Origin of the sequence: Actinospineispora spinosispora DSM 44797 (genome assembly GCF_000429025.1) — a bacterium.
GTDB lineage: Bacteria > Actinomycetota > Actinomycetes > Mycobacteriales > Pseudonocardiaceae > Pseudonocardia > Pseudonocardia spinosispora.
The window spans coordinates 1,002,253-1,018,186 of sequence record NZ_KE386833.1 but is presented as its reverse complement, the minus strand read 5'-3'; the positions used below and the strand labels follow the sequence as shown (position 1 = coordinate 1,018,186).

The following is a 15,934-nucleotide window of genomic DNA, read 5'->3' as shown; positions in this document are numbered from 1 at the left end:
GACCCCTCAATGTCGGCACCTCGCCCCGGCGATTGCGTCATTCGGAGCAGATGGTTTCCGCATTCGGTGGTTTCCACCATTCGCATCCTCGGCGAGCCTCATCCACGATGAAGCTCGATGCCCGGCCCCGGTCCGGATCACCCCGCCACCGCACTCCGGGCACTCGCCCGCCACCGCACGCCGGTTGGCTCGTGGTTCCCTCGGCTGCCGTGCTGGCGACGCTGGTGGCGGTCCGGGTGAGCGCCCCGGCGCCCGTCCCCGGCCTTGCGCCGGTTTCCGGACCGGTCCTCTACGCCGTGCCGATCGCTCGGGTGCTGCTCGACCTGGCACTGACGGCGGTGCTGGGGCTGAGCCTGCTACGACTGATGTTCGGCGGACGTCCCGAACCCGAGCTCGGCCGGGTGTTCCGAGCCGGCTACCGCGCCACGGTGGTCGCGTCCACGATCTGGGTGAGCGCCGCACTCGCCTCGGTGGTGCTCCAGACCGCGGAGCTCGCTCCGGGTGTCACTTCCGCCGCCCTCGGCGCGTACATCGCGGGCTTCCCCGGCGCGCAGGCCCTGCTGGCCAGCGCGGCGGCCGGGGTGCTCACCACGCTGCTGGCGGTGGCGGGAGCACGGTCGAACGGCGCACTGCCCTGTCGTCTCCTGGTGGTCACCGTCGGGGCTGGACTGGTGCCGCTGCTCGCCACCGGCCACAGTGGAGCGCTGTCGGAGCGCTGGCACGACCTGACCATGGTGTCGCTGGAACTGCACGTGTTCGCCGCGACCGCGTGGACCGGTGGACTGTCCGCGACGGCGGCACTGCTGCTGACCCGGCCGGCGCTGCTGGCCCGTGCGCTTCCCCGGTTCTCCCAGCTGGCGGGCCTGTGTCTGGCGGTGGTGGCGGTGACCGGCGTGCTCAACGCGCTGGTCGAGCTCGCCAGCACGCCCGGCACGCAACTGCCGTCGGTACTCCTGACCAGCCATTACGGCCAGCTGGTGCTGGCCAAGACCGCGTGCCTCGCACTCCTCGGGTGCTGTGGCGCGCACATCCGGTTCCGCCTGCTGCCCTCGATCACGCTCGCCAGGCGAACGGCGCTGGCCGGCTGGCTGACCGCCGAGCTGACTCTCATGGGCGTGGCTTTCGGCCTGGCTGTGGTGCTGAGCCGAACCGGAGTCCTCACCACCGGCTGACCCCGGCCCGGCTTTGCTCGGCGGCCCACGCCGAGCGTGACTTCGCAGAGCGTCACGTCGTGTCGCAGACACTGCAGCATCTGCGGCACAGCACCACGCTCTGCGAGGTGACACGGGCGGGCGGGGTGATCGGACTGCTGGCACAGTTCGGTCACACGCTGTCGAGCTGTGGAGGAGAGCATCATGGGCAAGCTCGAAGGCAAAGTCGCCTTCATCACCGGTGCCGCACGGGGCCAGGGCCGTAGCCACGCGCTGCGGTTGGCCGAGGAGGGTGCGGACATCATCGCCATCGACCTGTGCCAGCAGATCGACACCGTGCCCTACCCACTGGCCAGCGCCGACGACCTCGCCGAGACGGTCGCACAGGTCGAGGAGCTGGACCGGCGCATCGTGTCCCGGCAGGCGGACGTCCGCGACGTCGGCGCGCTGCGCGAAGCCGTCACCGAAGGGGTCGCCCAGCTCGGCGGTGTGGACATCGTCCTGGCCAACGCGGGCATCCTCGGCGTCACCCCGGACGCCGACGCCGACCAGGACAAGCTGTTCCGTGACGTGGTCGACGTCAACCTGACGGGTGTGTGGAACACGGTCAGCGCGGCGGCCCCGTTCATGATCGAACAGGGCAGGGGCGGTGCGATTGTGCTGACCAGCTCCACCCAGGGGCTGACCGGCAGGGGCGGTGACGGCGGCGGTGCACTGAGCGGCTATGCGGCTGCCAAGCACGGCGTGGTCGGGCTGATGCGTTCGTTCAGCCACTGGCTGGCTCCCCACAACATCCGGGTCAACAGCGTCCACCCGACCGGCGTGAACACCGACATGATCATCAACGACGTGCTGGGCAAGGTGTTCGAAGCCAAGCCGGACATGGCGCAGGCGCTGTCCAACCTCATGCCGGTCGAGACCATCGAGGCGATCGACATCAGCAACGCGATCGCCTGGCTGGTGTCCGACGAGGCCCGCTACGTCACCGGCGTCACGCTGCCCGTCGACGCCGGCTTCACGGTGAAGTAGTCCTTCCTGATGAGCGACCACGATCTCGGCGGGTTCGACCGCGACTCCGTCACCCACGACGGCCTGACCCACGAGGTGTTGCGCCGGAGCACCGGACCCGCCGAGATCGTGATCGCCGCGATGCCTGGCATCACCCCCGGAATGCTCGAGTTCGCCGAGCGGGTGGCGGCCATCGGCTGCACCGCCGGGCTCCCCCGACTGTTCGGGGAGCCCGGACGTGACCCCCAATCCGTCGGCCCGCGGCACCCTCGCCACCATCGGCCATCTCGCCACCTCGATCACCCGCGCCTGCGTGAGCCGCGAGTTCACCGTGTGGGCCACCGGTAAGACCTCACCGGTGGTCACCCGGCTGCGCGCACTCGCGGCCCACGAGCACGGCCGCTGCGCCAGGCCCGGGCATCGGCGCTGTGGGCATGTGTCTCACCGGCGGCTACGCACTCGTCATGGCCACCGACGACCGGCTGCTCGCACCGGTCCTGTCACAGCCCTCGATGCCACTTCCGATCACCAGGGCACAACACGGCGCGATCGACATCTCGCCCGCCGACCTGGCGATCGTCAGGAGCCGGTGCGCCAACGACGGCCTCACGGTCCTCGGTCCGCGGTTCCGCGGCGACGGGCTCGTGCCCGAAAGCCGCTTCCGGTTCCTGCGCGGGGAGCTCGGCGACGCCTTCGTCGCCGTCGAGCTCGATGACTCCGCGGCCAACCCGAATGCCGTCATGAAGCCGCACCCGATCCTCACTGAGCACCTCATCGACGAACCCGGGCAGCCCACCCGCGCGGCGCTGGACCAGGTGCTGACCCTCTTCCGGGAACGGCTCCACGTCGACGGCTGATCGTCGGTGCGGTCCGTGCGAGGCGCCACGGAAGGTGTGCACGGCGGGCCCGCCCGGCGATGCGGTGGGTGCACCGGGCCAGCCGGGGCCGAGTCAGCCCGCCTGGGGCTCGACCAGGGGGGCGGTGCTGCGCAGGTGTGTTCGCGCGGCCAGCTCTTCGGCGTCGACGTAGGTCAGCATCGGCTCGCCGGGCTTGCAGGCCATCACCACGACGAACCGGGTCCAGGAGCTCGTCCGGTTGGCCGCCTGGTAGTGGATGCGGTCCCCACCCGGCTCCCAGATGGTGTCCCCGGGGCGTAGCACCCTCGCCGGGTCACCCTCCAGCTCGAAGATCATCTCGCCTTCGAGCATGTATCCGTACACGGGGCCGGAGTGCCGGTGCGGTGGAGTGCCGGGGTTGTTCGGCGGAATCTCCACGACCGCGGTCATCAGGTGTCCCGAAGGCGGGAGCTCCGCGAGGTCGTGCTCGTCGAGCACGGTGATCCGGGTCTCGATCTCTGACTGTGCCACTCAGGCTCTCCTTCGTTCGGCGCGGCGCGACCACTCAACCTTGACACTAGATATCCAGGATGTCTAGTGTCCCGAATCGTCGTCGGGCCGCCTCCGTGACTGCACAACGGTCACCGGCCCGCCGCGACCCGAGGAGGATTCCCATGTCCGAAGTAGTCATCGTCGGTGGCGGCTCCGCCGGTCTGTGGTGTGCCGCAGGTGTGGTCCGCAACCGCCGGGCCGCCGGTGTCCCCGATTCGGACATCCGGGTCACGCTCATCGACGCGGGCGACGACATCGTGATCAGGCCCCGGCTCTACGAGGCGAACCCGGATCGCATGCGGGTCGCGCTCGACCGCGTTCTCGGCCCGATCGGGGTCCGGCGGATCGCGGCGACCGTCACCGCGATCGGCACCGACGCACACACCGTGACCGCGATCGGACGGGACGGCGGTGCCCTCGAGATCGGTTACGACCGACTCGTGCTGGCGGCGGGCAGCCGAGTGGTCCGGCCGGCGCTACCCGGCGCCGAGCACCTCTTCGACGTCGACCAGCTGCCCGGCGCCGCCGCACTGGACGCGCACCTTCACCGGCTGCCGGCCGCCGAGGATGTCCCGGGCCGCTACACCGCCGTCGTCATCGGCGCCGGCTTCACCGGGCTGGAGGTCGCCACGGAGCTGACCGAACGGCTGCGGAAGATCGCCGGTGCGGACGCCCCGGTCCGCGTCGTACTGGTCGAACGGTCCGATGCGGCCGGGTCGGCGCTCGGCGAAGGTCCGCGCCCCCAGATCGAGGAGGCCCTCTCCAGGCTCGGCATCGAGGTCCACGCCGGCGTCAGCGTCGCGGAGGTACGACCGGACGGCGTGCTCCTCGACGACGGCACCGAGATTCCGACCGCGACCGCCATCTGGACGGCCGGAATGCTGGCCAGCCCGCTGACCGCGCACATTCCGGGCGGACGGGACCAGATCGGCCGACTCGTCGTCGACGAGTTCTTCCGGGTGGTCGGGGTGCCCGGCGTCTACGCGGCGGGCGACACCGCCGCCGCCGAGGCCGAGCCCGGTCACACCGTGATGCAGAGCTGCCAGCACGCCGTTCCGCAGGGCAAGTTCGCCGGGCACAACGTGGCGGCGGATCTGCTCGGACGCCCCCTCGTCCCCTTCGCGCCCAATCCTTACGTGACCTGCCTCGACCTCGGTCCCGCGGGTGCGGTGGTGACCCTCGGATGGGACCGCGTGGTCCAGAAGACCGGTGCCAGCGCAAAGCAGCTCAAGCAGAACATCAACGCCGTGTGGATCTACCCGCCGGTCGACGACGCCGAGGCGCTCCTCGAGCAGGCCGACCACAGCACGACGTGGTCGCTGGACGAGGTGTCCGCCTGACCCGATCCCTGGTCTGCCCACCGCGACGAGAACTGTCACGTTTCGGCCTACTCGTCTCGTCCGGTGGGTGGCATACCCGAGCTCCCTGGGAGGCACGAGCGTGCGAGTAGCGGTCGCCGGAGGAACCGGCACGGTCGGCGAGCTGGTGGTATAGGCACTGGTCGCGGCCGGACACGACCCGGTGGTGCTCGCGCGCTCGCGTGGGGTGGACCTGGCCACGGGCACCGGGCTCACCGGCCCGCTGACCGGCTGCACGGAGATCATCGACGTCAGCAACATCGTGACGGTGCGGAAGAAGACCGCGATCGAGTTCTTCGCCTCGGCGACGCGCAACCTACTGGAGGCGGGCGCGTCGGCCGGGACCCGGCACGTGATCACGCTGTCCATCGTCGGCATCGACGACGTCGGCCTGGGCTACTATCTCGGCAAACGCACGCAGGAAGAGGCCGTGCGGCTGGGTCCGCTCCCCTGGTCGATCCTGCGCGCGACACAGTTCCACGAGTTCGCGGAGCCGTTGCTGGACGGCGCTCGCGGACCGTTCGTGGTGGTGCCCCATCTGCTGTGCCAGCCGGTGGCCGTGGCCGAGGTCGCCCGCGCTGGTCGCCCGGGTGGGCCGGCAGCCGGCCGGTCACCTGCCACCGCTGGCCGGACCCGAACCACTCCAGCTGACCGACATGGCCCGCCGTCTGGCGAGAGCGCGACGGTCCCGCGCGATCGTGGTGCCGCTGCGCATACCGGGCGCGGCCGGCGCGGCGATGACCGGCGGCGGTCTGCTCCCCCGGGGCGAGTACGTCCGTGGCGAACGAACCTTCACCGAGTACCTGCACGAGGTCGAACAGGCGGCCGGTGCGACATCCACCCGAAGGCCCACGAGAGGAACCCGATGAACAACCTCGCGATCCGCCTCACCCTGGCGATCCCGTTCCTGGAGGAGGTGCTGGTCGGCTGCTGGAACCAGTTCGCTCCGCACAGCTTCTACGACAACTTCCCCACCGTGAACCTGAACCCGCCGTTCAGCCACCACTTCGCGCATGACTTCGGCGGCGCGACGATGGGTATCGCGCTCGTGCTCGGCATCGCCATGGTGACGCCGAGAACCCACTACGTCGTGCCCGCCGCTCTGGCGTTCTCGACCTGGGCCGTCCCGCACTTCTTCTACCACCTGCTGAACACGTTCCCTCCGACCCTGGCCTTGACGATCACGCTCCACACCGCCAACGCCGTCGTGGCGGTCCTGGGTCTCACCGCCGTCGGTATGGCCGTACTACGGGACCGGCGCGCCACGTCGTCGGCGATGTGAGACCCGTCGCCGACGGCGTCGTCACGGCCGCCGCGTCACGCGGTCCGGGCGACCCCGCGGCAGCTGACCGACACCCACCCCGACGAGCTGGCCGCTCTCGCCGAGGCGGAAGGCATCGCCCTGCACACCATCACCCGCTACCAGCTCACCCCGGACTCGAACCCCCGCGGCTTCGTCATCGGCTACGGAAACATCACCCCGCACGCTGTCGACGAGGCCGTTGCCCTGCTGGCGACTATCGCCCGGCGAACCTGACCTCAGCGCTCACCCAGGCAGCGGCAGGCACTCGGCGAGCAGCGCCAGCACGTCGTTCCAGGCCCGTTGCGCGTGCCGGGGGTGCGGGCCGACGCCGGGCAGCAGAACCTGGTCGAGCTCGGTCATCGGGTGGTGGAACGCGTGCAGGGCCCCGCCGTAGATCACCATGCGCCAGTCGACACCCTCGGCCTGCATCTCGGCCGCGAACGCGTCCCGTTGCGCAGGCGGCATGATCGGGTCCTCGGATCCGACGCCGGCCCACACCGGGCAGCGGATCTGTGCGGCCTCGCCCGGGCGACCGGTGACCAGCCCGTTGATCGTCGCGATCGCACGCAGGTCGACACCGGCGCGCCCGAGCTCCAGCACGATCGCGCCGCCGGTGCCGTAGCCGACACCGGCGATCCGGTCGGCGTCGGTCCGTGGTTCGCCGCGCAGCACCTCCAGGGCCGCGTGGCCGATTCCGCGCATCCGGTCGGGGTCGGCGAGCAGCGGCATGCAGCGGTCCAGCATCTCCTGGGGATCGGTGAACCATCGTCCACCGTGGATGTCGAAGGCCAGCGCCACGTATCCGAGCTCCGCGAGTGCGTCGGCGCGACGACGCTGCACATCGTCGAGACCGGTCCCCTCGGGCCCGAGCAGAACCGCGGGCCGACGGTCGGTACCTGAGGGGAGCGCCAGGTGCCCGACCATCGTCAGGCCGTCCGCCGGGTACTCGACCGTGCGTGTCGTCACCACCGTCATGACACCAGACGGTAGAGACCGCTGCCCCGCCCCGGGCCGGTGTTCGCCCCCGGCGCAACACCGCCCCGCGCACATCGCGCACCTCGCGCCCACACCGCGCGATGTGCACGTGGCGCGGTGTGGACGCAAGGTGCGCGGTGTGCCGTACCGTGAAGGCACCCGACGGACGTGGGCTGGCGAGGAGAACGGTGTCGACAACCATTCGCGATGTGGCCGCCGCCGCGGGAGTTTCGATCACCACGGTGTCGCACGTACTGAGTGGGCAGGGCCGGATCACCGAGAAGACCCGGGAACACGTCCTGCGGACCGCCGACCGGCTCGGCTATCGCGCGAACGTCCACGCGCAGCAGCTGGTGACCCGCCGAAGCCGCACCCTGGCGATCCAGATCGCCAACTCCGTCGACTCGTCCGCGAACTGCGCGCTGGTGCCGAACTCGGACTACTTCCTCGAAGTGTTGAACGGCGCCTCGGAGGCGGCGGCCGACCGGTCCTACGCCCTGATCCTCATCCCACCGGACGCCGACCTCGACGGCATGCGTGCCTTCGCCGTCGACGGGGCGATCCTGGTCGACCCGCGAGGCGACGAGCCGTTCTTCTCCGACGGCTGGGACAGCCGTCCGCTGGTGACCACCGGCCGGCCGATCAACCCCCGTAGGGCGGTCCCGGTCGTCGTCGACAACGACCTGGTCCGGGCGGGTGAGCTGATGGTGTCGCACCTACTGGAACAGGGCTACCGGCAGCCGGCGCTGATCACCACGGACACCAGCCGTTCCTACACCTCCGACATCATGGCCGGGTACCGGAAGGCCGCGGCCGCCCACGGGGTGGACGCCATCGTGGTCGAGGTCGACGAGCCGCCCACCCGCGAAGGGACCGGCGAGGCACTCGGACGTCTGCTGGATCGCCACCCCGCTCCGGACGCGATCTTCACCAGCGCGGAGAACCTCGCGTTGAGCGTGCTGCACGAGGCGCAGCGGCGAGGCGTGAACGTCCCGGGTGAGCTGGGCATCTGCAGCGCGGTCGACAGCGGCTCGCTCCAGCTGACGTCCCCTCGGATCACCGGGATGTTCGTGTACCCCCGAGACGTCGGCCGAGCGGCGGCGACCGCGCTGGTGAACCTGGTCGAGGGCGCCGGGTCCGCCGAGAGCCGGATCGAGATCCCGATCCGGCTCAACGTCCGGGACTCGACCCTGCGCCCCTGACCTCACCTCAGCGGCGCCGCCACCGGTCGTTCGCCCCACACCCGGTTCGACCTCGGCGTGTCGATCCGGTAGTCGGTCACCCGGGCGTCGAACAGCCTGCGCCCCAGGTCCTCGGCGTGGTCCAGGGGCCGCGCCGGGTCGGCCTCGACCTCTCCCCGGCTGTTGCCGATACCGACCGCGACGCCGATCAGCTCCTGGTGCAGGTAGCGGGTCAGCTCCTGGAACTGGGTGATGACACCGAGGGTGGCGCCCTTGTAGCTCTCCTCGCACGCGATCAGCAGCGCCACCCGCTTGCCGGTCAGCCCGTCGACGACGGTCTCACCGTCCGGGGCGCTGCCCGAGGTGTAGCAGAACAGCCGGTCGTAGAAGGTCTTCAGTGCACCGGACATCCCGTACCAGTACAGCGGTGTGGCGATGATCAGCCCGTCGGCGGGGACGACGTGCTCGAGGAGCAGACGTTCGTAGTCGTCGGCGATGGTGCAGGCCCCGTCGAGGTTACGGCAGGTCCGGCAGTCCCGGAACAGGCCCTCGACGTAGTCCGACAGGTACGCGAAGTCGACGTCGTGTCCGGCGTCCCTGGCGCCCTGGGCGGCGGCCTGCGCCATGGTCTGGGAGTTGCCGTTGCGGCGTGGGCTGGAGCTGAGGACCAGAACGCGCATGGGGTGCACCTTTCGTCAGCGTGGGCCGAGGGTGGTTCCGTACACCTCGGCCGGTTCGGGAAATACGGTGAGTACGAGCGGGTACAGCACGGCGGCGAGAACCGTGGCCACGAGGAATCCGAGGTCGATGCCGCCGAAGAGCACTGCTCCTGGCCCGACGAACCAGGTGTTGCTCGCGAAGAGCAGGCCCGTGCCTGTGGCGATCGCCCACACGGCCATCCCCTGGACGTTGATGCCGTGCCAGAACCAGTAGATGCCGCCGCGCTCGCCGCGGTTGAAGACCTGCAGGTCGTCCGGGTTGTAGTAGCCGCGACGACGGAAGTGCCCGATCGTGACCATCACGATCCACGGTAGGGAAAAGCACGCGAGCAGCTGCAGGAATATGCCCACACCCTCGGTCAGCGCGGAGCTGAAGTAGCCCACGTAGACGAGTACGGTCGCCAGCGTGCAGGCGAGCAGGGTCGCCTGCACGCGGTTGAGCCCCGGGATGATCGCGCAGGTGTCCAGTCCGGTGCCGTAGGTGTTGATGACCGCCTGGGACGTGCCGGAGGCGAGACCGAGGTAGATCAGCGCGGGCACGTACCACAGCGGGGCGGCGTTGATGAGCCCCAGGACGTACGGGGTGTGGGCGCCCTCGGCGCCGGTGGAGAAGACCGCGGTCGCGGTGAAGGTGCCCCACATGAACGGGCCGCCCATGCCGAACAGGCCGCCGAGGAACATCGCGCGCACGATCGACCGGTCGCTGTGCAGCGTGCGGGCGATGTGACGGGTCCAGTCACCGGCATAGGCTCCGTACGAGGCCACGGTCGAGCCGGCGAGCAGCGCGGACACCAGCCACGTCGCCGCGAGCGAGCCGAACGTGTAGGTGCCGGTTCCCGGGTATCCGGCGTCGAAGTGGCGGCCGTACACGCCGATCCCGACCAGCACGCACAGCCCGGCGGTCGGGATCATGATCCGTTGCGCGGCGACCATGTTCGCGTGCCCGAGGACCGATACGACGGTCACGACCACGCTCAGCACCGCGTAGGCGACGAGCCGGGGAACGGTGGCGTCCTGGATGTGGAAGATCCTGGTGAGGGCACCCGCGAGGGCGTCTCCCCCGGTCCAGATGCTGAGCGCGGCGAACGCCAGCGAGGCGCTCGCCTCCAGGAACGACCCGATCAGCCGGCCCGCGACGCCGAAGTAGGCGCCGCTGGACACCGGGTTGTTGGTTCCGGTGCGCGGGCCCATCAGCCCCATCGGCGCGAGCAGTGCGGCGCCGACCGAGGAGCCGATGAGTATCGCGCTCGCGGCCTGCCAGAAGCTCAGGCCGAAGCTGATCGGGAACCAGCCCACGATGATCACGCTGAAGGTGAGGCTGCCCCCGGCGAGGATGGTGAACAGGTTCCTCGGCGCGGACTTCCGCGCCTCCTCCGGGATGTACTCGATGCCGCAGCGCTCGATCTTGCCGAGCGTGTCCCGGTACGCGGAGTGGGTGGTCGCGTTGTCGGTCAGGTCAGAGCTCATCGTCGAGACCCCTCTCTGGCGGAGGTCAGCCAGGAGAAAACCGGTAGGGAGTGGTCTATCTCGGGGTGCCACTGCACACCGAGCAGTCCGGGACCCTCGACTGCCTCGATGGTCCCGTCCGGCGCCCACGCGGTCGCCGTGAGCACGGAGCCGGGTTCCGCGATGGCCTGGTGATGGTGCGAGTTGATCTCCGAGGCACCGACAAGCACGGTCTCGGCCAGGCTGCCCGGCTCGGCCTTCACACAGTGCCGCAGGTCCCCCGGGGCACGGTCGTGACTCGCGTTGAGATGCACCTGGTAGCCGGCGGCCGGGAGGTCCTGCACCAGCCGTCCCCCGGTGGCCACCGCCATGAGCTGGGCGCCCCGGCAGACACCCAGCACCCGGATGCCGCGCGTCCTCGCGCGGCGGAACAGCCGCAGCTCGACGTCGTCGCGCACCGGATCGGTGTCCTCGAGCGTGGCTCTGGGCTCCTCGCCGTACAGCTCCGGGCGGACGTCACCGCCGCCGGTCAGCAGCAGCGCGTCGAGGCGGTCGACGAGAGGGACCAGCAAGCCGCCCTCGACGGCCGGTAACAGCAGGGGTGTTCCTCCCGCAGCGACGACGCTGTCGACGTAGCACCGGTCGAGCACCAGGTTGCGGCCCTCGCGCCCGACCGTGATCCCGACTACCGGCCCGCCGCCGGTCACAGGTTCAGCAGGTACGTCGATCGCTCGGCGTCGGTCACCTCGCGATGGTCCTGCTCCCATTCGGCGACCTTCATCTCGGCGTAGTCACGCACGAATGCCGGGTGGAAGACCTCCGTGGTCAACGGGTCGTTCTCGAACGCCTCGACAGCGCCGAGCAGTGTTCTCGGCAGCCGTTCGATGCCGGCCTGGTAGCTGAGGTCGTCGCGGGGCTCGCCGGGGTCGAGACCACGCCGGATGCCGTCGAGGCCGGCGGCGAGCATGAAGGCCGCGGCGAGGTAGGTGTTCGCGGCGCTGTCCACGGCCCGGTTCTCCACAGCGGGGCGGTTGGCCGGGAGCCGCAGCATGCAGGACCGGTTGTTGTAGCCGTAGCTGATCTTCGTCGGCGCCCAGGACACCTGTCCGTCGGCCAGCCGGTCGACGAGCCTGCGGTAGGAGTTGGTCGTCGGGTTCGCCACGGCGGACAGCGCGGGGGCGTGCGCGAGGATGCCGGCGACGAACTGGTAGGTCTCCTTCGACCAGCCCGTTCCCTCCCGGAAGACGTTGGTGCCGTCCAGGTCCTCCAGGCTCATGTTGAAGTGCGCGCCCGAGCCCCACAGGTCGGCGAAGGGCTTCGGCATGAAGGTGGCGAACAGGCCGCATTCCTTCGCCGCCTGCCGGGCGGCGAGCCGGAACAGCGTCAACCGGTCCGCGGTCTCCAGCACCGGGCGGTGGGCGAAGTCGAACTCGTACTGTCCCTCGCCGCCCTCGGCGTCGAAGCTGAACACTCCGAAGTCCAGCTCCTCCAGGTAGCCACAGAGCCGGTCGAGGAACGGCATCGAGTCGAGCGTGGACTCGACGTCGTAGGCGGGCGACGGTTTGAGCTCACCGCTGCGCGCGATCGGCTCGAGCCTGTTCGAGCCCACCGACTCCTGGCGGAAGGCGTAGAACTCCGGCTCCACGCCGAGCTGGGCGATGTAGCCCATCTCCCGGGCCGCCTCGACCTGTCTCTTGAGCACCGAGCGCGGGCACAGCGCGAACGGCTCATCGGGCCCCACGTGCAGGTCCGCCGCCAGCCATACGACCCGCCGGTCCCAGGGCAGTACCCGCAGGGTCGACGGATCGGGAACCGCCACCCCTTCGGACTCGATCGGGTTCATGCGGCCGATACCGCCCATGCCGCGTGGCGTGTAGCGCTCCGAGCCGGCCAGCAGGTTCGGCAGGTGATCGATCGGCACGGTCTTCGACTTCGGCCGTCCGAGGACGTCGATCCAGCTGGCGACCGCGTAACGCGCGCCGCCGTCCGCCAGCTCGCGTGCCCACGCCACGTGGTCGCCGTCGATGGTGTGGAGCGTGTCCATGACACTCCTTCTTCCTTGGTCGAGAGGGGTCGGTGGAGGAACTAGCGAAGGGCCGATGCGGCATCGAGGAACGGCTGCAGCGGCGCGCGGAACGACCCGGCGCCGATCTGGCCGCCGCCCCGTCCCGCGATGCCGACGTCCAGGGCAGGGGTGATCCCGGTGTGGGCGACCCGGTGTACGTCGATGCCGACCGGGGTGCCTCGATACTTCAGAAAGGGAATCCTGAACAGCGGATGTTCACCCGCGGTGATCTCGTACATCTGCAGGTTCCGCTCGACCATCACGCTGGGCTCGCCGCCCTGGTAGGCCTGCAACGGGAACGCGGCTGCCTGCGCGAAAGCCCCCAGCCCGCACACCTCGGTGATCAGGCTCTCCCCGCCCATCACCTCGATATCGGCTCGGGTGTGGCCCGCGAGCAGCTGACAGGTCTCGATTTGCGGAAGCGGCCCCCGGAACCATCGGTCGCCCGTCCCCGAGACTCGGATGCCGAATTCCGCGCAGGAGAACGCCATCGCGGTCACCACCGAGGAACCGGGGACGCCGATCATTCGATCAGCCATGGATTTCGCCGCCGCCATGGCGGGGCGCAGAAAGAAATAGTCGCCCGAGGTCAGATAGGCGATCAGTTCACCGGCGGCGGCGCGGTCCAGGTCCAGCAACGCGGGCAGGATCGACTGCAGGAACAGCCCGGACGCGGCGGTGTTGCGACTGTGCAGCTCGTCGCCCTGACGCAGCGCTCGCTGGATGATCGGGAGCAGCGCGATCCCACCGACGGCCTCGATCGCGGTGTTCAGCGCGGGGGCGATGACCGTCGCCAGGTAGCGCAGGTTCCGCTCGACCGACTCGTCGTAGGTGCCGTAGTTGAGCCGCGCGGTGGCGTCACCCTCGAACAGGGTGCAGCAGCCGCGATGTCCTGACCTGGCGTCCTCCACCACGAGAACCGGCATCGACGCCGTGGTGACACCCGCGAGCGATCCCACGCAGCCGAAGTCGTGGCACCCCGCCACGGTGATCTCGCCGCGTCCGAGCAGAACGTCGGCCCGCGCGGCGTCCTCGGCGAGGCCCTCGTGCAGAACACCGCCGAGCACGGCGGCGCGCTGCCCTCCGAAGTATTGCGACCACGGCATCGGTGGGCCCGAGGTGAGGATCGTCGTCCTCGTCATCCCCGGGAGGACCTCACCCGCCGGACGTACGCCGACGAGGGTGGGCTCGGACTCGAAGAGAAGTCGCAGAGCTGCCGAGTTCGCCCGGTCCACCGTGGAGACTTCATTGATCACCGTCATTCGGACCTCCGGAGTCGGGCCGATCCAGCATTAACCGGCCCTCGAATCAAAAACGTACGAAACCGTGCCGACACGCGGGCGGAACCCGGCGATCGACTTCCTTTGTAGAGCATCTCGACTCACTGCAAAAGCGGTTTTGCAAATGGTGCTGGTTCCGCGTTCCGCTGTCAAGCCCTTGCCCGACATCGCCGCGATGCGGTTCGCGCGGGCCAGAATGTTCGGCATGGTCGCCGAACCCGAACCCGTCTCGGACCTAGCGCCGGAACTCGGCAGGCCTCGGCTGCTGCGCCAGCAGTGGCGTGACGTCGCCTTCCTGCACTGGGCCGTCCGACCCGAGCAGGTCGGGCCGTTCCTGCCGCGTGGCACCCGTCCGGACGTCCTCGACGGCCACACCTACGTGGGTCTGGTGCTGTTCCGTATGGTCGGGACCGGATTCGGGCGCGGACCGCCACTGCCGTGGCTGGGCACGTTCCTGGAGACCAACGTGCGGCTCTACTCCGTCGACGAGACCGGTAGGCGCGGCGTGGTCTTCCTGAGCCTGGACGCCGACCGCGCGCCCATCGTCGCGGCCGCACGTGTCGGTTTCGGACTGCCGTACCGATGGGCTCGCATGCGTGTCGCCGACGACGGCGGCGCGCTGCGCACCTACACGACCAGCCTGCGGTGGCCAGGGGTGCGGGCGAGCAGCAAGGTCGTCATCCGGCCAGGCGAAGACCTGGTCACGGGCCCACTGGAGTCGTTCCTGACCGCGCGGTGGGGCCTGCACACGACCCGCTTCGGCCGCACCTGGTACTTGCCCAACTCCCACGAGCCCTGGCCGCTGCGCGCCGCCGACCTGGTCGAGATCGACGACGGCCTCGTCGCCTCCGTCGGTCTCCGGAACGCCATCGCGGACAGCGACGGCCGCCAGCGGCGCCCCGACCATGTCGCGTTCAGCCCTGGTGTCAGCGCCGAGTTCGGCCGCCCCCGACCGGCCACCCCCCACACCCGCGGTGGCGCGGCGACCCGGCACGGACGTCCGATGTGCTAGCAATGGGCCGTGTCGCCGCCTGCCACCTCCCCGACCGGCGGCCGGTCAACGCCGGCCCGGCATCGCGTCGCGATCCTCGTCTTCGACGGGGTGACCCTGCTGGACCTCGCTGGTCCCGCCGAGGTCTTCAAGGAGGCGAACCGGTTGGGCGCGGCCTATCAGATCGTGCTGGTGTCCCCGACCGGGCACGAGGTCACGTCCGACCTCGGCATGCGGTTCGCCGTCGACGCCGCGGCCTCCGCTGAACCTGCCGCGCACACGTTCCTCGTGGCCGGATCGTCGCTGTATCCGCGAACCGGCGTACCCCAGGACCTGGCCGAGGCAGCACGGGTGCAGGCGGCTCGCGCCGGCCGGGTCGCCTCGATCTGCACGGGCGCGTTCATCCTCGCCGCCGCCGGTCTGCTCGACGGCAAGCGCGCGACGACCCACTGGAAGGTCACGCACCAGCTCGCCGCCCGACACCCCACGTGCCGGGTCGAGCCCGACGCGATCTACGTCCGGGACGGCGCCACCTACACCTCGGCCGGCGTCACCGCGGGAATCGATCTCGCCCTCGCGCTCGTCGAGGAGGACCACGGCCCTGACCTGACCCGCGACGTCGCCCGCGCACTGGTGGTCTACCTGCAGCGTTCAGGCGGACAGTCCCAGTTCTCGGCTCCGCTGCAGGGACCGCCGCCCCGCTCGCCCGCGCTACGCAAGATCACCGACCTGGTGACGGCGAACCCCGAGCGCGATCACTCACCGACCGAACTGGCCAGGCAGCTGGCGGTGAGTCCCCGGCAGCTCACCCGGCTGTTCCACGACGAACTGTCCACCACCCCCGCCCGGTACGTGGAGAGCATCCGGTTCGACATGGCCAGGGCGTTGCTCGACCAGGGCCACACCGCGACGCACGCCGCGACACTCGCCGGGTTCCCCAGCTACGAGAGCCTGCGACGGGTCTTCGCGCGAGAGCTGTCCATCAGTCCCGCCGCGTACCAACGCCGGTTCAGCACGGCGCGCCGACCGAGCGCGGGATAGCTCCCGCGCCGGTGGCTGCGTCCGCGAG

General features: G+C 70.2%; 16 protein-coding genes. 9 read left to right on the top strand and 7 right to left on the bottom strand.

What is annotated here, in order from left to right; all coding sequences use genetic code 11:
• Positions 1-107: 107 nt before the first annotated feature.
• From G406_RS50505 to G406_RS58540, 4 genes are all read left to right on the top strand, one after another.
• Positions 108-1,172: a copper resistance D family protein gene (locus tag G406_RS50505; RefSeq protein WP_084216421.1), complete on the top strand. Its 1,065-nt coding sequence runs from the start codon at positions 108-110 to the stop codon at positions 1,170-1,172.
• 183 nt (positions 1,173-1,355) lie between these two features.
• Entirely contained in the window at positions 1,356-2,180 is an 825-nt protein-coding gene (locus G406_RS0128460; protein WP_028936401.1) for a mycofactocin-coupled SDR family oxidoreductase, read from the top strand.
• 9 nt (positions 2,181-2,189) lie between these two features.
• Positions 2,190-2,507, top strand: coding sequence for a hypothetical protein (locus tag G406_RS58545; protein ID WP_211241272.1), 318 nt, complete (start codon positions 2,190-2,192; stop codon positions 2,505-2,507).
• Between the two features lie 86 nt (positions 2,508-2,593).
• Positions 2,594-3,016, top strand: a complete 423-nt coding sequence (locus G406_RS58540) for a hypothetical protein (protein ID WP_211241271.1) — start codon at positions 2,594-2,596, stop codon at positions 3,014-3,016.
• A gap of 93 nt (positions 3,017-3,109) precedes the next feature.
• On the opposite strand, the gene G406_RS50495 is transcribed toward G406_RS58540, so the two are convergent.
• Positions 3,110-3,526, bottom strand: coding sequence for a cupin domain-containing protein (locus G406_RS50495; RefSeq protein WP_037078571.1), 417 nt, complete (start codon positions 3,524-3,526; stop codon positions 3,110-3,112).
• 143 nt (positions 3,527-3,669) lie between these two features.
• On the opposite strand from G406_RS50495, the gene G406_RS0128445 reads away from it, so the two are divergent.
• Entirely contained in the window at positions 3,670-4,887 is a 1,218-nt protein-coding gene (locus tag G406_RS0128445; RefSeq protein WP_028936400.1) for an NAD(P)/FAD-dependent oxidoreductase, read from the top strand.
• Between the two features lie 205 nt (positions 4,888-5,092).
• Positions 5,093-6,187: an SDR family oxidoreductase gene (locus G406_RS58535; protein WP_211241270.1), complete on the top strand. Its 1,095-nt coding sequence runs from the start codon at positions 5,093-5,095 to the stop codon at positions 6,185-6,187.
• A gap of 264 nt (positions 6,188-6,451) precedes the next feature.
• Here the strand turns inward: G406_RS58535 and G406_RS0128430 are convergent, their stop codons facing one another.
• The gene (locus G406_RS0128430; RefSeq protein ID WP_028936398.1) at positions 6,452-7,183 is read right to left on the bottom strand and encodes a dienelactone hydrolase family protein; all 732 of its coding nucleotides are present in this window, start codon (positions 7,181-7,183) and stop codon (positions 6,452-6,454) included.
• Positions 7,184-7,371: 188 nt separating this feature from the next.
• Between G406_RS0128430 and G406_RS0128425 the strand changes: the two genes are divergently transcribed.
• Entirely contained in the window at positions 7,372-8,385 is a 1,014-nt protein-coding gene (locus G406_RS0128425; protein ID WP_028936397.1) for a LacI family DNA-binding transcriptional regulator, read from the top strand.
• Positions 8,386-8,387: 2 nt separating this feature from the next.
• Here G406_RS0128425 and G406_RS0128420 read toward each other — a convergent pair whose 3' ends face one another.
• The 5 genes from G406_RS0128420 to G406_RS0128400 are packed head-to-tail and all read right to left on the bottom strand — an operon-like array spanning position 8,388 to position 13,856.
• Positions 8,388-9,044 (bottom strand): flavodoxin family protein, encoded by a 657-nt coding sequence (locus G406_RS0128420; RefSeq protein WP_028936396.1) that lies wholly within the window; start codon positions 9,042-9,044, stop codon positions 8,388-8,390.
• A 15-nt stretch (positions 9,045-9,059) separates the two neighbouring features.
• Positions 9,060-10,550 (bottom strand): purine-cytosine permease family protein, encoded by a 1,491-nt coding sequence (locus G406_RS0128415; RefSeq protein ID WP_051342790.1) that lies wholly within the window; start codon positions 10,548-10,550, stop codon positions 9,060-9,062.
• Positions 10,547-11,236, bottom strand: coding sequence for a gamma-glutamyl-gamma-aminobutyrate hydrolase family protein (locus G406_RS0128410; protein ID WP_028936394.1), 690 nt, complete (start codon positions 11,234-11,236; stop codon positions 10,547-10,549). Before G406_RS0128410 ends, G406_RS0128415 begins: the two co-directional genes overlap by 4 nt.
• Positions 11,233-12,573: a glutamine synthetase family protein gene (locus G406_RS0128405; RefSeq protein ID WP_028936393.1), complete on the bottom strand. Its 1,341-nt coding sequence runs from the start codon at positions 12,571-12,573 to the stop codon at positions 11,233-11,235. Before G406_RS0128405 ends, G406_RS0128410 begins: the two co-directional genes overlap by 4 nt.
• 41 nt (positions 12,574-12,614) lie before the next feature.
• On the bottom strand, positions 12,615-13,856 hold the full coding sequence (locus tag G406_RS0128400; protein WP_028936392.1) for a YlbE family protein: 1,242 nt from the start codon (positions 13,854-13,856) through the stop codon (positions 12,615-12,617).
• Positions 13,857-13,998: 142 nt separating this feature from the next.
• Between G406_RS0128400 and G406_RS50485 the strand changes: the two genes are divergently transcribed.
• Both G406_RS50485 and G406_RS0128390 read left to right on the top strand, forming a co-directional pair.
• The gene (locus G406_RS50485) at positions 13,999-14,886 is read left to right on the top strand and encodes a YqjF family protein (protein ID WP_245607240.1); all 888 of its coding nucleotides are present in this window, start codon (positions 13,999-14,001) and stop codon (positions 14,884-14,886) included.
• Positions 14,887-14,895: 9 nt separating this feature from the next.
• Positions 14,896-15,906, top strand: a complete 1,011-nt coding sequence (locus G406_RS0128390; protein WP_051342789.1) for a GlxA family transcriptional regulator — start codon at positions 14,896-14,898, stop codon at positions 15,904-15,906.
• The last annotated feature ends 28 nt before the right edge of the window (positions 15,907-15,934 follow it).

Excerpts from the sequence above, each read along its gene's own strand:
- G406_RS50505 (WP_084216421.1), top strand. The coding sequence starts at position 108 with ATGAAGCTCGATGCCCGGCCCCGGTCCGGATCACCCCGCCACCGCACT.
- G406_RS0128460 (WP_028936401.1), top strand. The coding sequence starts at position 1,356 with ATGGGCAAGCTCGAAGGCAAAGTCGCCTTCATCACCGGTGCCGCACGG.
- G406_RS58545 (WP_211241272.1), top strand. The coding sequence starts at position 2,190 with ATGAGCGACCACGATCTCGGCGGGTTCGACCGCGACTCCGTCACCCAC.
- G406_RS58540 (WP_211241271.1), top strand. The coding sequence starts at position 2,594 with ATGTGTCTCACCGGCGGCTACGCACTCGTCATGGCCACCGACGACCGG.
- G406_RS0128445 (WP_028936400.1), top strand. The coding sequence starts at position 3,670 with ATGTCCGAAGTAGTCATCGTCGGTGGCGGCTCCGCCGGTCTGTGGTGT.
- G406_RS0128430 (WP_028936398.1), bottom strand. The coding sequence starts at position 7,183 with ATGACGGTGGTGACGACACGCACGGTCGAGTACCCGGCGGACGGCCTG.
- G406_RS0128420 (WP_028936396.1), bottom strand. The coding sequence starts at position 9,044 with ATGCGCGTTCTGGTCCTCAGCTCCAGCCCACGCCGCAACGGCAACTCC.
- G406_RS0128415 (WP_051342790.1), bottom strand. The coding sequence starts at position 10,550 with ATGAGCTCTGACCTGACCGACAACGCGACCACCCACTCCGCGTACCGG.
- G406_RS0128405 (WP_028936393.1), bottom strand. The coding sequence starts at position 12,573 with ATGGACACGCTCCACACCATCGACGGCGACCACGTGGCGTGGGCACGC.
- G406_RS0128400 (WP_028936392.1), bottom strand. The coding sequence starts at position 13,856 with ATGACGGTGATCAATGAAGTCTCCACGGTGGACCGGGCGAACTCGGCA.
- G406_RS50485 (WP_245607240.1), top strand. The coding sequence starts at position 13,999 with ATGGTGCTGGTTCCGCGTTCCGCTGTCAAGCCCTTGCCCGACATCGCC.